Genomic DNA, 15170 nt, shown 5'->3' on the forward strand with positions numbered 1-15170 from the left:
CACATCGATGGGGATAGCCTTTTGTTGTTTTTCAATGCATTTTACGTGTCGCTACCAACTTAAAAAGATTTGGTGCTATCCTTGGAAATAAATGTGCTTGTGGATTATGCAACTTTATTTTAAACCAAGTCATATTATTCACTTTTTTCTTTAAATTATTTTATGATTAAATTACGTTCTCGTTTTAAAAGAAAGTGATCCAAAATCAAGTGTTTTAATGTTAAAATATTTATCTCTATAAAAATGGGGGATTTCTATGAATGATCAGCAATATGATCAGTTACTACATATAAACACAATAGGAAATCAAAATGATTTTCCAATGTTAGCACATTATTATCCGTATGAGCCAACGCCTTATGATGTATTAGATTTATGTTTTGATAAGATTGAGTTGGAAAAAGATGATTGTTTAATTGATTTTGGCTGTGGTAAGGGACGCGTACCTTTTTATGTGAATCATCGATTCCATATTGAAACGCTTGGTGTTGAAATGAATGAAGGATATGTAGAAGATGCTTTAAAAAATAAGATTGACTATTCAAAAGGTCATCAACTAGAAAATGCCCCTGTAAATTTTCTTTATGGGAAAGCTGAACATTACAAAATAAAACCATCTGATAATATTTTCTTTTTCTTTAATCCTTTCTCTATCCAAATTTTTCGAAAAGTTATTTATAATATATTGAATTCACAACAAAAAAGTCCACGTAAGATATATATAATGTTGTATTATCCATCTTTTGAATATATTCAATTTTTACGAGATGAAACGCATTTTAAGGTTGTGAGAGATGTTCTAATACCGAATGTTACTACTTATAATATGCACGAACGGGTTATGATTTTTGAATCAAAGGAGGAGTTATAAATGACAAATTCATGGAATGAGCGCTTTAATACAGAAGAATATATGTATGGTGAAAAACCAAATGCATTTATTGAGAAATTTTCTTCACAGCTAGGTGGATTAAAAAATGTAGCAGCATTTGCTGAGGGAGAAGGTCGGAATGCTGTTTTTTTAGCAACATTAGGACATGAAGTAACAGCTTTTGATTATGCAGAAAGTGGATTACGCAAAACGAAACAATTAGCAAAGAAAAATCATGTAGAAGTGAATACTGTTCAGGTAGATTTGTTAGAAGGAGATATCCCTGCAGAACAATTTGATGGAGCTATTATGGTATTTGGACATTTTCCAAAAGAAAAACAATCACTTGTGTTCAACAAAATTGTAAACTCAGTTAAACCAGGTGGTAAGATCATGATGGAAGTATATTCAGAAGATCAACTAGATTATCAAACTGGAGGTCCCAAAAACTTAGAAATGCTCTATAAACCCCAGGATCTTTTAGATTGGTGTGAAGGAAGGAAAATTCTACATTTTTTTGTAGGTGAACAGACAAGACATGAAGGAAAACTGCATAAAGGACTTGCACATGTGATACAACTGATTGTTGAAAAAAATAACTAAACGGCAACTCTTTATGGAGTTGTCTTTTTTTATGACATTTATTGAGAAATTAAAACTACAATTCCTACGAATTTACTTGAAATTAAGTGCAGATTTTGATATGATGAGAAAGTTCATTTAATTAGTTATCATTGTTAACTATTTAGGAGGGAATATGTTTACATTTAGAAGCTTATTTTATCAATTGATTTTAACGTATAGACCATTTGAAACGAGATTGAATGAGAGGTTAGCAAAGCACGATTTGCATCGGACAGAGTGGTCAATCTTATATTATTTAGTTACATCTGAGTCCATGACATTAGTAGAAATGGCAAGATTGTTAAGTGTAGAAAAGCCAAATATTACAAGGACTATGAAGAGTTTAGTAGAGAGAGGTTATATAGAGACTAAAACAGGTAAAGACAAACGTGAAAAACATATGATCGTCACAGCTAAAGGCATAGAGATTTATAACCAAATCCGAATTACTGTTGATGAATTCGAACAACAAATGTTAGTTGGGATACCAGAGGAAGAACAATTAGCATTTATTCATACGATGCAAAAAATCAGAGAGAATTTATTAAAAAAATAGGGGGATTTTGAATGAGTCATGCGAAAGAGAAATTATGGTCAAAAGACTTTGTTATTATGTCGATCATAAACTTTCTCATTTTGGTTATTTTTTATTTATTAATGGTAACAATTGCTTCCTTTGCAGTGAAGGAATACCATGCTTCAACGAGTCAGGCAGGACTAGTTACAGGGATTTATATTATTGGTACTTTAATTGGACGCCTTGGAACAGGAAGGGTTATTGACCAATTTGGACGCAAACGAGTACTTATTATTGGATTAATATTATTCGTGATTACGATGTCACTTTACTTCATTCATGCAGGGATTACGGTATTACTTTTATGTCGCTTTGTACATGGTTTTTCTGTAGGTATTGCATCAACTGCAACAGGTACAATTGTAGCACAAATCTTACCTCAATCTCGCAAAGGTGAAGGGATTGGTTATTATAGTATGAGTGCGACTCTTGGTACAGCAATTGGCCCATTTATCGGTATTTTGATGAGTCAGCATACAACATATAATGTCATATTCTCACTTTGTATGTTATTAGGTGTTATTTGTTTAGCAATATCTTTTATAGCGAAAGTACCACCAGTACTGAAAGCACCAGAATCAAAAGAAGTACAAAAAGGTTTCAGTATTTCTCAATACTTAGAACCAAAGGCGATCCCCATTGCCATTATTACTATTTTTATAGCTTTTGGTTACGCAGGAATCCTTTCATTTATTAACTTTTTTGCTAAAGAACGAGATTTAGTAGCAGCATCAAGCTTCTTCTTCTTTGTTTATGCTGTAGCTATTTTAGTAACTCGTCCATTTACTGGACGATTAATGGATACGAAAGGTGCGAACTTTGTCATGTATCCAGGTTTTGTCCTATTTGCACTGGGTTTACTATTATTAAGTACGGCACATAGTAGTGTAATCTTGTTACTATCAGGTGCGATGATTGGTGCAGGATATGGTAATCTGTCATCTACTGCACAAGCTATTGCAGTAAAACTTACGCCCCCACATCGTATGGGCCTGGCTACTTCAACTTATTTCATCGCATTGGACGGAGGACTTGGTGTAGGGCCTTATTTACTAGGCTATCTAATTCCGCTATTAGGTTATGGAAAGTTATATGTATCATTAGGAATTTTCATCTTTGTTACAATTGGGTTTTATCTTGTATTACATGGACGAAAAGATCATTTGATTTTAGAAAAAATATAGCATAAATTTACAAGCTTTTTTATAGGATGCAATATATTTTATTATTAAATATTTTAATGTTAAAATATATTTATTCTAATAAAAGGAGTTGTAAACAATGGGGAAATTAGACGGTAAAGTCGCAATTATCACAGGTGGTGCAGGTGGTATTGGTAGTGGTATGGCAAAAGCAATGGTGAAAGAAGGGGCCATTGTTACAATCGTTGACTTAAACGAAGAAACAGGGAAAGCGATGGAAAAAGAATTACAACAATTCTCACCACAGTCCATGTTCCTTCAAGCAAATTTAATGGATCGAGATAATCTTCCAAATATCATTAAAACTGTTGTCGAAAAATATGGTAAACTAGATATCTTAGTGAATAATGCACATGCTTCAAAACAAAAAACAATTGAAGAAACAACTCAAGCTGATCTTGATTTATCATTTGGTACAGGATTCTACCCAACATTTTATTTGATGCAAGCTGCACTACCGTATTTAAAAGAAACAAAAGGTAATATTATTAACTTTGCATCAGGTGCAGGTCTCAACGGACATGAAACACAAGGTGCTTATGCTGCTGCAAAAGAAGCAATTCGTGGTATTTCTCGTGTAGCGGCTAATGAATGGGGACGTTTTGGTATCAATGTAAACTTAATCAGCCCTATTGCAAACTCTCCAGGTGTACAAGCATGGGCTAAAGCACAGCCTGAATACTATGAAGCTGTAAGAAGCAAAATTCCATTGGGGCGTTTTGGTGATGTTGAGGAAGATATCGGCCGTGTTGCGGTATTCTTAGCTTCAGAAGACTCACAGTATATCACTGGTCAAACAATTATGGTTGATGGTGGTTCCATTATGCTTCGATAGTAGTTGCAGGAGTTAGGAGGACATTTTGAAAGAAACGAATATTTTTCAACTTATACATGCAAATGAATTAGTGAACAATGCCAATATCATTCGATTTTCACAACGCATTGAAAACTATATAGGGATATCACCTATTTTAGTGCTCAATGAGCTTAAACTAAGAGGCGCTCAGAGGCAAACGGTTCTAGCAGAGAATTTAGGTTATACACCAGGGGCAATGACCAATATCGCTTCAAAATTGGTGAAAGAAGGGTACGCAGAACGCCAATATAATGCTGATGATCGCAGAAATGTACTGTTAGCTATCACCAACCTAGGGTTAAAAGCATTAGAAGAAGCTCAACGTGTTGGAAGTCAGATACAAGTAGAACTATTCAGTGTGTTGAGTGAGGAAGAAATTGAACAATATCTGTCCATCCAGCAAAAGTTATTATTAACGGTCAGCAAGAATCCATAAGAAAAAGCTTAGTTCTTATCGTAAGAACTAAGCTTTTCCTTTTATCTGGTTATATGCATCCAGAGCACGTTTACGAGCAGCATTATGATCTACTATTGGGAAAGGATAGTTTTTCCCAAGTTCAACCGCAGCGTTAGCTAAGATCTGGTTAGGTGCTTTCCATGGGCAATGAATATATTTATTCGGTAGATTTTTAAGTTCAGGTACCCATTTACGCACATAGCTGCCATCAGGGTCAAATCGTTGTCCTTGTGCGATGGGATTAAAAATTCGAAAGTATGGAGCTGCATCAATACCACAGCCTGTTGTCCACTGCCAGCCCAGGGCGTTGTTGGCAACATCATAGTCAACTAGGGTGTTTTCAAGCCAATTGGATCCTTTTGTCCATGGAATCAGAAGATGTTTTACTAAAAAAGATGCGACAATCATACGTACACGATTATGTATATAGCCTGTATTCCACAGCTCACGCATTCCAGCATCTACAAGTGGATATCCTGTTTTACCGCGAGTCCAAAGCTGGAATGCATCTTCATCATCAATCCAAGGGAAACTGTCAAAATTTCTACGTAATGGTTTTTTAATTAAATCGGGGAAATGGATCAGTTGATCATAAGCAAAATCTCTCCATATGAGTTGCCTAGCAAATTCATCCATTGATGAATTCAATCTATTTTCATTTCCAATATTATTGTATAAAGAATGCCAAATTGCTTTAATGCTAATGTTACCCCATGCTAAGTAAGGAGAAATACGTGCAGTTGCAGAGGCACTTGGATAATCTCGTCCATGATTATATTCTTCCAATATATTTTCCAAAAAATAATGCCACCTTTTGATAGCATTTTGTTCACCAGGTTCCCAGATATCATTGAATTTATGGTGCCAGTTAGTAAAAGTTAGTAAATGCAATTCTTTAATCATAACAGAATTGATGTTACATTTGATGGGTTTCAATTTCGGAACAGGAAGTGGGAGTGCGACGATTTCGTGTATTGCCCTTTTCCAGTAAGAAGTGAAAATTTTGTAGGGTTGATGCTGTTTGTTCAATATATGTCCTGATGGATATAACAAATTATCATTGAATGTAGCCACTTCAACATTCAATGATAATAGAAGTTCATTTATATTCGCTTTTGGTTGAAACATTGGATCAGCACATTCATTATAAAATACGGCATCTGCTTTTACTTCATGAATAAGCTTTTTTAACTCTGATTCGATTGATCCTTTACGAATGATCAGCGGAATATCATACTTAGCAAGTTCTTGCTTTAATGAAAGTAATGAGTGATGTAGCCACCAATTCGATGCTGTACTCTTTGTGTGTTCATGACGTTCACTATTATTGGGCCAAATAAAAACGGGGAGTATTAGACCTTGTTCAGCAGCATTAAATAACGCTTCATGATCATGTAAACGTAAATCTCTTCTAAACCATACAATTATTTTCTTCATGGTACATCCTTCCTTACAGATATCCAATAAATTTTTAAGTGTTATCATGTTTGAACAGATTGAAATAAATGAATCATGAAATCCCTAAGCCTTTCCAGAAAAAATCTACAATATGCTGAGCCATTTCCTCAATGGAAGAGAAAATAGCTTGTCCACTTGCATCTCGGTAGTTACCCACGTTTAATAATGATAAAAATAGCTGTGTAACAAACTTACTATCATGGTGAGGAATTTCTCCTTTTTCCATAGCTTCCACTAAAACATGTTGAATAGCTTCATGCATTTTTTCTTCAGATTGTTTCATCTGCTCTTGTTGCTCTTTAGACAGATTAATCTTGGCATCACGCATAAAATTATTTAGGTCAATATCCTCTGTAGCTGAAAGGTGAATTTTAATGAGTTGATATAAGCGTATTTTTAAAGGTTGTTCATTTGCTAATACTTTGGATATATTTTCACTAATACGAACCATCATTACAATCATGCAGTCCGTGTATAAATCTGCTTTTGTAGAATAGTAGTAGTAAATGGTTGCCTTCGTTACATTACAAGCTTTAGCTACATCATCCATCGAGACAATTTTATAGCCATTCTGCAAGAATAATGTAGTTGCGGTTTCTAAAATAACTGACTTTGTAGGTTTTGTGGTTTGATCATGTCGAGGTCTTCCTAGATTTCTTGGTTTTTGTTGCACTTAAATCGCTCCTAAATCCGCCATTTTGTAAATACAGTATAACATATCAATAAAAAGCTTGAATAATTAACTTACCAGTATATATAATTAAATCAATGATGAAAGGAAGGTGTTTTTTGGATGAAAAAAGATCCATTTGAGCTGTGGGGATCACTCGTTAGTGGTAAAAAATCACATTGGATGACATTAATTATTTGGGTATTATTAGTTACTGTTTTGTCTTTTATATGGCCACAGGTAAATAGTATAGAAAATGCATCAACTAATGATTTACCAAAAAGTATGATGTCACAAAAGGCAAATGAACTAATGGATAAAGAATTTTCAGATGGTACGGGCAATCCATTGTTACTTGTTTGGCATCGGAATGGAGCATTGAAGGATGAAGATCTTAAAGCCATTCAACGTATTTATATCAAATTAGAGGATGATCCACTTTCGGCCCAAAAATCAATTCCACCTTTGGGCAAAGTGCCTTTACAATCACTTAAAGCAAGTGTATCAGAAAACGGAACAACCATTGTAACGCCAATATTTTTTGACTCTGATGCTCAAACTGATGTTCTGAAGAAGAATGTTGATGATTTTCAAAAAATAGTGAAGTCAGAATTAGGAAAGAACCCGACTGAAGGAAAATTATCAACAAACGACTTACATTTGCGATTATCTGGACCAGTTGGGATACAACTAGATGCAGTGAATTTGTTTTCGCAAGCAGATGTAAAGTTAATGATTGCTACAGTCTTACTTGTATTGGTTCTTCTTATTTTGTTGTATCGCTCACCATTATTAGCAATAATTCCACTTATTGTTGTAGGGTTTGCATACGGAATTATAAGTCCTGCTTTGGGGTATTTTGCTGAGCAAGGATGGATTAGTAAAGATGCTCAAGCTGTTTCAATCATGACTGTACTACTATTTGGTGCAGGTACAGATTACTGTTTATTTTTAATCTCAAAATATCGTGAAATTTTATTTGAGGTTGAAGATCGTTATAAAGCGATGAAGATAGCTGTAAAGGAATCGGGTGGCGCAATTGCAATGAGTGCTTTAACTGTTGTGATTGGTCTTTTGACGCTTAGCTTAGCACATTACGGTTCGTTCCAGAGATTCTCTGTACCATTTAGCTTTGCAGTTCTTTTAATGGGTATTGCATCATTAACAGTTTTACCAGCATTATTAGTGGTCATTGGTCGAATAGCATTTTATCCATTTATCCCTCGTACCGTAGAGATGGAAAAAGAAAGAGCTGAAAAGAAAGGTAAGCCTTACAAACAACCTAAACCACAACATCGTTTTAGTCGTAGAATTGGTGAAATTGTAACCGTTAAGCCATGGATTGTTATTTTGACAACGTTGATTTTACTGGGAGGCTTAGCGGCAGGAGTTACAAAAATACAATTTACTTTTGACTTGCTATCATCCTTTCCAAAAGATATGGCATCTCGAGAAGGCTTTCAACTGATTTCTGATAACTTTTCTCCAGGTGAATTGGCACCCGTTAAAGTAATTGTCAATACTGATCAAAAAAACATGGATTTACAGAAAAACTTAAAGAATCTTTCGTATGTTGATGAGGTGAAAAAGCCTATTGCTGGGAAACACAGTGAAGAACTTCAATTGTATGAACTGTATTTAGCAGGGAATCCATATTCTTCAAAGGCAATCGAACACATACCGGAATTAAAAAAACAAGTAGTAAAGATTTTAAATAATGCAGGGGTGGAAAATGCTAGTGAACATGTATGGATTGGCGGGGAGACAGCAACTCAATATGATACGAAACGTACAATTGAACGTGACGAATCCATAATCATGCCAACCATGATTGCTATTATCGCCTTATTATTGCTCGTTTACTTGCGTTCGATAACAGCAACTGTATACTTAATCTTTACTGTCGTTTTATCCTATTTTGCGGCACTTGGAGCAGGATGGTTAGTATTACATTATTTCTTTGGTGCGGATGCTATTCAAGGATCTATACCGCTCTATTCTTTCGTATTTTTAGTAGCACTTGGGGAAGATTATAATATCTTTATGGTGTCTGAAATTTGGAAAAAACGAAAAACTCAAGATCATCAATCAGCTGTTTCGGATGGTGTAGTGCATACAAGTAATGTAATTACGTCTGCAGGTCTAATATTGGCTGGTACTTTTGCAGTGTTAGCTACATTACCAATTCAAGTATTAGTACAATTTGGTGTTGTTACAGCAATTGGTGTTCTATTAGATACATTTATTGTACGTCCATTACTTGTACCGGCGTTAACAACTGTTTCTGGTAAATATGCGTTTTGGCCAGGTAAGCTATTTAGAACCAAATAAGTATATTAAAAGCTAAGAAAGTAACCTTTCTTAGCTTTTTATTATAAGACTAAATATACTATGTTATTAAAGCAATATATATCATAATAAAAAGACATGAAAATACTATTTTAAATTAAAAATAATAAAAAAATACTATTTTTCTTAGAAATTTTAAATATTTTAAATTTACTAAAAATTAATATAGACTATATGATATAAATCATTTACAATATGATTTGTAAAAAAGTCTAACGAAATTTTAAAACTAGAGTAAGATTTTATCTATTTATATTTCAGATTATTTTAAATTATCTGAAATATAAAAAAGAATAGGTTGTAAAAGGGGGATTTTATATGAAATCAAATAACAAATTAAAACGGTATGCTTCAGTATTCTTAGCATCATCTTTAGTGGTTGGTGCGTTAGCAGGCTGTGGTAGTAAAGATAACTCATCTTCAGGTAGCTCGGGAAGTGATAGCAAAGAAATCAAAGTGGGTCTGAATCTAGAATTATCTGGTGCTGTAGCTTCCTACGGATCAGGTATCTCTAAGGGTGCAAAACTTGCTATTAACGAAATCAACAAAGCCGGTGGCATTGATGGTAAAAAAATTGTCCCCGTCGAAATTGATAATAAATCAGATGCAGCTGAAGCTACATCTGCAGCAATTAAGTTAGCAACACAAGAAAAGGTTGTAGCACAAATTGGTTCTGCAACATCAGGAGATACAGTAGCTGCTGTACAAATTGCTAATCAGAAGAAAATGCCGATTATCGGACCTTCTGCAACATCTGAAACAGTAACTGTAAACGAAAAAGGTCAATTAAATGATTATGCATTCCGAACATGCTTCATCGATCCATTCCAAGGACAAATTGCAGCAAACTTTGCTTTAAATAATTTGAAAGCAAAAAATGTAGCCATTTTCGCAGATAGTGCAAGTGATTATGCAAAAGGGTTAGCAAAATCATTTAAGAAAACGATTGAGGAAAACGGCGGTAAGGTTGTAGCTGAAGAATCTTATGTAGCAAAGGATACAGATTTCAAATCAACGTTAACACGCTTAAAATCTAAAAAGCCTGATTTTATCTATATTCCAGGTTATTACGAAGAAGTGGGCTTAATTATTAAACAAGCTCGTGCAGCAGGTATTGATGTACCTCTGATGGGAGGAGATGGTTGGGATTCACCAAAAATGGTTGAGTTAGCTGGTAAGGAAGCACTTAACAATACGTATTTTACAAACCACTACTCTGCCGAAGATCCTGATGAGAAAATCCAAAAATTCGTAAAAGCATTTAAAGAAGCGAATGGTGGCCAAGCACCTGATGCATTCAATGCGTTAGGTTATGACACAGTTTACTGGTTAAAAGATGCCATTGAACGTGCAGGTTCAACAGATGGAGAAAAAATTAAAGATGCATTAGCAAGTACAAAAGACTTGTCACTAGTTACAGGTAAATTCTCAGTAGATGACAAACACAACCCGGTGAAAACAGCAACAGTTCTTGAATTTAAAGACGGTAAACAAGTGTTCAACTCTAAAGTTAATCCTTAATGTACTTTAGTTAGACAAAAGGGGGGCACTGACCTCCCTTTTGTCATGATTTTATAAAGCTTTTGAAAAGGAGTGAGATGTATATGGAGTGGTTGCAACAATTAGTTAATGGTATTTCACTCGGCAGTATTTACGCGCTAATTGCTCTTGGATATACAATGGTATACGGCATTATTAAATTGATCAACTTTGCACATGGAGATGTGTTTATGATCGGTGCTTTTATCGGTTTTTTTGCTATATCAAGATGGGGATTTGGATTTTTCCCGGCACTATTTTTAGCAATGGTTGTATGTGCAATAATAGGAGTATTTATTGAGCGTATTGCCTATAAACGTCTACGTAATGCAACGCGTATTGCAGCTTTAATTACTGCAATCGGGGTATCCTTATTAATCGAATATACGACGATTTTCTTCCGTGGTGCACAACCAGAGGCTTATCCAGATGTTATTTCAAATAAATCATTTCATTTTTTAGGTGCTCAAATTAGCATGCAATCGATTATGATTTTGTCTGTATCAATTGCTCTAATGATTATTCTACAATTCGTAGTACATAAAACAAAGATAGGTAAAGCGATGCGTGCAGTATCATATGACGTAGAAGCAGCCCGCCTAATGGGCATTAATGTTGATAATACCATCTCTGTAACATTTGCAATTGGTTCTGCTTTAGCAGGTGCTGCCGGTGTTATTTTCGGTGTTTACTATACAAAAATTGATCCTTTAATGGGGATTATCCCAGGGGTTAAGGCATTCGTTGCTGCAGTTCTTGGTGGTATAGGTATTATTCCGGGTGCTATGGCTGGTGGTATGGTACTTGGGGTAGTCGAAACAGTTGTGAGTGCATTAGGCTTCTCGTTGTGGCGTGATGCTGCAGCATTCGTTATTTTAATCTTGATTTTAATCTTTAGACCGTCGGGTATCTTTGGTAAAAACACCCGTGAGAAAGTGTAGGTGAGTGGTACTTATGAAAAAGTCTAAAGTATTTTGGATCTATGTAGCTATAGCTCTTGTTTTCTACGCTGTTGTACAGTTTTTGATTTCTAGTGAACAGTTGGATATGTATTATTCAAATTTATTTATCACAATTGCCATCAATATAATATTGGCGGTTAGCTTACATTTAGTGATTGGTATTACAGGGCAGTTCTCCATTGGCCATGCTGGTTTTTTAGCAGTAGGTGCTTATGTTTCAGCTATTTTTACAACCAATTTAGGCTGGCCATTCCCAGTAGGATTATTAATCGGAGCTATTGTAGCGGCGCTTGCCGGTTTAATTGTAGGTATTCCTACACTCCGTTTAAAAGGGGATTATTTAGCAATTGCAACACTAGGATTTGCAGAAATTATCCGCATTATATTCTTGAACATTGACTATGTAGGCGGAGCAGCTGGTATGCAAGTCAATTATATGACAACTTGGACTTATGCATTCTTTGCTGTTCTCATCACCATTATTGTCATTTCAAATTTTACGAACTCACGTCATGGGCGTGCATGTATTGCTGTACGAGAAGATGAAATTGCTGCAGATGCAATGGGGATTAATACTACTTATTATAAAGTATTAGCTTTTGCTATTGGCTCATTTTTTGCTGGACTTGCTGGAGGATTATTCTCTCATAATTTCTTTATTATTCAGCCATCACAATTTGGCTTCTTAAAGTCGTTTGATATTTTAATTTATGTAGTGCTAGGTGGTTTAGGAAGTTTATCTGGATCTATTATAGCGGCAATATTCCTTACTGTTATTTCATTGTACTTACAAGATTTCCCTGAAACTCGAATGATTATCTACAGTTTAGTATTAATCATCGTTATGCTTTATCGTCCATCAGGTTTAATGGGTACAAAAGAAATTACGGATATCTTCAAATTTGGCAATAAATCAAAAGGAGGAAATGTAAATGAGTGACCTTCTTTTAAAAGTGGAAAATGTAGGGATTCAATTTGGTGGTTTGAAAGCCGTATCTGGTTTGAACATGGAAATGCATCAAGGTGAACTTATTGGATTAATTGGCCCTAATGGTGCAGGGAAAACTACAAGTTTTAATATGTTAACGGGTGTTTATAAACCGACAGAGGGTGTCATTACATTCGATGGCAAAAAGACGAATAATATGTCTCCCCACCAAGTAACAAAAAGTGGTGTTAGTCGTACATTCCAAAATATTCGACTATTTAAAGAATTATCAGTTTTGGATAATGTAAAGGTAGCAAATCATTCGCTCGCACATCACTCTGTTTTTAGCTCTATTCTGCGTTTACCTAGTTATTTCTCAGGTGAAGCGAAAATGGAACAAGAATCAATCGAGTTTTTGAAGATTTTTGGTTTAGATAAGTATAAGCACGAATTAGCAAAGAACCTTCCATATGGGATGCAACGCCGACTTGAAATAGCTAGGGCTTTAGCAGCTAAACCAAAGCTTTTACTGCTAGATGAACCAGCAGCAGGGATGAATCCACAAGAAACACATGATCTAATGGAGCTGATTGCGCTTATCCGTGAAAAGTTCGATTTGACGATTCTTTTAATCGAACACGATATGGGGCTAGTAATGGGAATTTGTGAACGTATTTATGTTCTTGACCATGGTCAACTAATTGCTCATGGTAATCCAGAAGAAATTCGTAATAATCCAAAAGTAATTGAAGCTTATTTAGGTGAGGAGGTAACGGATTAGGATGCTGAAGGTAAACGACATCAATGTATTTTACGGTAATATTCAAGCATTAAAGGGTGTCTCCTTAGAGGTAAATGAAGGTGAGATTGTAACGTTAATAGGAGCAAACGGAGCAGGTAAGAGTACACTGTTAAAAACGTTATCAGGATTATTAAAACCGAAACAAGGAACTATTGAATATCTCGGTAGTTCAATTACTGGAAAGCCGGCACAATCTATCGTAAAAGTAGGCATTTCGCATGTTCCAGAAGGACGGCGTGTATTTGCTAATATGACTGTAGAAGAAAATCTTGAATTAGGTGCGTATTTACGGAAAGATCGAGCAGAGATTGCAAAGGATAAAGAACGTATCTTTGATATATTTCCAATTTTGTTGGAACGTAGCAAGCAACTATCCGGTACTTTATCTGGTGGAGAACAACAAATGCTTGCAATGGGTCGTGCAATTATGGCAAAACCTAAATTACTATTGTTAGATGAACCATCAATGGGATTAGCGCCAATCATGGTAAAGACGATTTTTAATACAATAGAAGAAATTCGTAAAGAAGGAACCACTATTCTATTAGTTGAACAAAATGCTCATATGGCACTTTCAATAGCCGATCGTGCATACGTAATTGAAACTGGGCGTGTTGTATTATCTGGCACAGCAAAAGAATTACAAGAAACTGAACAAGTAAAAGCCGCATATTTAGGCGGATTGTAATCAAGGAAAAACCATATTCTCAATGTTTTTAAATCATTGGGAATATGGTTTTTTAATATACATAAATAAAGGGATATATTCTTAAATTGTAGAAATAAATTAGTTAAATACCCATGATTATATTCTAAAAGAACGGAGAAATCTTAATGATTGACATACATAGTCATATTATTTTTGATATTGATGATGGTCCAAAAAGTTTGGAAGATTCTATAAAAATGCTAATCAATGCAACAACTGAAGGTATTACAGAAATCATCTTTACTTCTCATGCTTTCCACCCTCTTTATCATGCGAATGCTAAAACAGTTAAGGAAAGACTAAATATATTACAGCATGGATTAGAAGTACATAATATTCCTTTAAAACTACAAGCTGGGCATGAAGTACGTATCAATGAACATATTTGCCGACAAATTGATGAAGGCAGCGCATTAACCTTAGCTAACTCTAAGTACTTACTTATAGAATTACCATCATACGGAATGCCAAAATATACATTTGAAATCGTCAATCAGTTGAAAGCAAAAAATATCGTACCAATCATCGCTCATCCTGAGAGAAATAAAGGAATTACAGAAAGACCTGAACTACTTGAGCAGTTAATTCGACAAGGGGCTCTCTCTCAAATAACGGCAGGTAGTGTTATCGGTCATTTTGGAAAAAGTATTCAGCGCACAGCGTTAAGTCTAATTGATGCAAATTTAGTACATACTTATGGTTCAGATGTACATAATTTGAAGACAAGACCATTTTTGTTTGACAAGGGACTAACTTATTTAGAAAAGCACAAACGTCCTAATTTCGTAGATTTCTGTTTAGAAAATAATCGACGAATTATTGCAAATCGAGAAATAATTGCATTTGAACCAATGGATATAGGGAAAAAAAAATGGTGGAATTTCTTCATAAGTAAATAAGTGTATAGTATTTAGAGCAGACAAATGAATAAAATTGGAAAAGTAAGGCCACTTTAAAGGAGTTCGGTAAATGGACAATTTCTTTATAGTGGCTTTTAACATAAGGTAAATGGTAAAAAACGCAGATAATTAATAGTAAAATATTCTTCGTTCAAACCTTGCAAAGATGAATCCCTTCAATAATCCTTTAAAGAAAATTGAATAAGCTAATTACTAATCTAGTAGGAATTTTCCTTAAAAGTATGAATAACTTCCGACAGTGAACAC

Annotated in this window: 15 protein-coding genes; 13 read left to right on the forward strand and 2 right to left on the reverse strand. The window is 34.8% G+C overall.

What is annotated here, in order from left to right:
- Positions 1–256 precede the first annotated feature (256 nt).
- The 6 genes from CEF14_RS14505 (at position 257) to CEF14_RS14530 (ending at position 4566) form a co-directional block, all read left to right on the forward strand.
- Positions 257–871, forward strand: a complete 615-nt coding sequence (locus CEF14_RS14505) for a class I SAM-dependent methyltransferase (protein ID WP_102693492.1) — start codon at positions 257–259, stop codon at positions 869–871.
- On the forward strand, positions 872–1474 hold the full coding sequence (locus CEF14_RS14510) for a class I SAM-dependent methyltransferase (protein ID WP_102693493.1): 603 nt from the start codon (positions 872–874) through the stop codon (positions 1472–1474).
- A 154-nt stretch (positions 1475–1628) separates the two neighbouring features.
- The gene (locus CEF14_RS14515; protein WP_102693494.1) at positions 1629–2051 is read left to right on the forward strand and encodes a MarR family winged helix-turn-helix transcriptional regulator; all 423 of its coding nucleotides are present in this window, start codon (positions 1629–1631) and stop codon (positions 2049–2051) included.
- Between the two features lie 11 nt (positions 2052–2062).
- The gene (locus CEF14_RS14520; protein WP_102693495.1) at positions 2063–3256 is read left to right on the forward strand and encodes an MFS transporter; all 1194 of its coding nucleotides are present in this window, start codon (positions 2063–2065) and stop codon (positions 3254–3256) included.
- 97 nt (positions 3257–3353) lie between these two features.
- Positions 3354–4109 carry an SDR family NAD(P)-dependent oxidoreductase gene (locus tag CEF14_RS14525; protein ID WP_102693496.1) on the forward strand — a complete coding sequence of 252 codons (756 nt, stop codon included), beginning with the start codon at positions 3354–3356 and terminating at the stop codon, positions 4107–4109.
- A 25-nt stretch (positions 4110–4134) separates the two neighbouring features.
- Positions 4135–4566, forward strand: a complete 432-nt coding sequence (locus tag CEF14_RS14530) for a MarR family winged helix-turn-helix transcriptional regulator (RefSeq protein ID WP_102693497.1) — start codon at positions 4135–4137, stop codon at positions 4564–4566.
- A gap of 27 nt (positions 4567–4593) precedes the next feature.
- Here CEF14_RS14530 and CEF14_RS14535 read toward each other — a convergent pair whose 3' ends face one another.
- Together CEF14_RS14535 and CEF14_RS14540 are read right to left on the reverse strand one after the other, a co-directional pair.
- Positions 4594–6024, reverse strand: coding sequence for a cryptochrome/photolyase family protein (locus tag CEF14_RS14535; protein ID WP_170061522.1), 1431 nt, complete (start codon positions 6022–6024; stop codon positions 4594–4596).
- 73 nt (positions 6025–6097) lie between these two features.
- The gene (locus CEF14_RS14540) at positions 6098–6718 is read right to left on the reverse strand and encodes a TetR/AcrR family transcriptional regulator (RefSeq protein WP_170061523.1); all 621 of its coding nucleotides are present in this window, start codon (positions 6716–6718) and stop codon (positions 6098–6100) included.
- Between the two features lie 120 nt (positions 6719–6838).
- Between CEF14_RS14540 and CEF14_RS14545 the strand changes: the two genes are divergently transcribed.
- From CEF14_RS14545 to CEF14_RS14575, 7 genes are all read left to right on the forward strand, one after another.
- Entirely contained in the window at positions 6839–9046 is a 2208-nt protein-coding gene (locus tag CEF14_RS14545) for an MMPL family transporter (protein WP_102693499.1), read from the forward strand.
- Between the two features lie 336 nt (positions 9047–9382).
- On the forward strand, positions 9383–10585 hold the full coding sequence (locus CEF14_RS14550; protein WP_102693500.1) for an ABC transporter substrate-binding protein: 1203 nt from the start codon (positions 9383–9385) through the stop codon (positions 10583–10585).
- 83 nt (positions 10586–10668) lie between these two features.
- Positions 10669–11544, forward strand: a complete 876-nt coding sequence (locus tag CEF14_RS14555) for a branched-chain amino acid ABC transporter permease (protein ID WP_102693501.1) — start codon at positions 10669–10671, stop codon at positions 11542–11544.
- Positions 11545–11557: 13 nt separating this feature from the next.
- A complete protein-coding gene (locus tag CEF14_RS14560) occupies positions 11558–12505 on the forward strand; it encodes a branched-chain amino acid ABC transporter permease (protein WP_102693502.1) in 948 nt (315 codons plus the stop codon).
- Positions 12498–13274 (forward strand): ABC transporter ATP-binding protein, encoded by a 777-nt coding sequence (locus tag CEF14_RS14565; RefSeq protein WP_102693503.1) that lies wholly within the window; start codon positions 12498–12500, stop codon positions 13272–13274. The genes CEF14_RS14560 and CEF14_RS14565 overlap by 8 nt, the downstream gene beginning before the upstream one ends.
- Position 13275: 1 nt before the next feature.
- Complete coding sequence (locus tag CEF14_RS14570; RefSeq protein ID WP_102693504.1) at positions 13276–13983, forward strand: ABC transporter ATP-binding protein; 708 nt, start codon at positions 13276–13278, stop codon at positions 13981–13983.
- A 146-nt stretch (positions 13984–14129) separates the two neighbouring features.
- The gene (locus CEF14_RS14575; protein ID WP_102693505.1) at positions 14130–14903 is read left to right on the forward strand and encodes a tyrosine-protein phosphatase; all 774 of its coding nucleotides are present in this window, start codon (positions 14130–14132) and stop codon (positions 14901–14903) included.
- Positions 14904–15170 lie beyond the last annotated feature (267 nt).

It is taken from the genome of Rummeliibacillus pycnus (assembly GCF_002884495.1).
GTDB classification, from domain to species: domain Bacteria; phylum Bacillota; class Bacilli; order Bacillales_A; family Planococcaceae; genus Rummeliibacillus; species Rummeliibacillus pycnus.

Coding starts and splice junctions, on each gene's coding strand:
- CEF14_RS14560 (WP_102693502.1), top strand. CDS start 11,558: ATGAAAAAGTCTAAAGTATTTTGGATCTATGTAGCTATAGCTCTTGTT.
- CEF14_RS14515 (WP_102693494.1), top strand. CDS start 1,629: ATGTTTACATTTAGAAGCTTATTTTATCAATTGATTTTAACGTATAGA.
- CEF14_RS14510 (WP_102693493.1), top strand. CDS start 872: ATGACAAATTCATGGAATGAGCGCTTTAATACAGAAGAATATATGTAT.
- CEF14_RS14565 (WP_102693503.1), top strand. CDS start 12,498: ATGAGTGACCTTCTTTTAAAAGTGGAAAATGTAGGGATTCAATTTGGT.
- CEF14_RS14535 (WP_170061522.1), bottom strand. CDS start 6,024: ATGAAGAAAATAATTGTATGGTTTAGAAGAGATTTACGTTTACATGAT.
- CEF14_RS14505 (WP_102693492.1), top strand. CDS start 257: ATGAATGATCAGCAATATGATCAGTTACTACATATAAACACAATAGGA.
- CEF14_RS14520 (WP_102693495.1), top strand. CDS start 2,063: ATGAGTCATGCGAAAGAGAAATTATGGTCAAAAGACTTTGTTATTATG.
- CEF14_RS14555 (WP_102693501.1), top strand. CDS start 10,669: ATGGAGTGGTTGCAACAATTAGTTAATGGTATTTCACTCGGCAGTATT.
- CEF14_RS14545 (WP_102693499.1), top strand. CDS start 6,839: ATGAAAAAAGATCCATTTGAGCTGTGGGGATCACTCGTTAGTGGTAAA.
- CEF14_RS14525 (WP_102693496.1), top strand. CDS start 3,354: ATGGGGAAATTAGACGGTAAAGTCGCAATTATCACAGGTGGTGCAGGT.
- CEF14_RS14575 (WP_102693505.1), top strand. CDS start 14,130: ATGATTGACATACATAGTCATATTATTTTTGATATTGATGATGGTCCA.
- CEF14_RS14550 (WP_102693500.1), top strand. CDS start 9,383: ATGAAATCAAATAACAAATTAAAACGGTATGCTTCAGTATTCTTAGCA.
- CEF14_RS14570 (WP_102693504.1), top strand. CDS start 13,276: ATGCTGAAGGTAAACGACATCAATGTATTTTACGGTAATATTCAAGCA.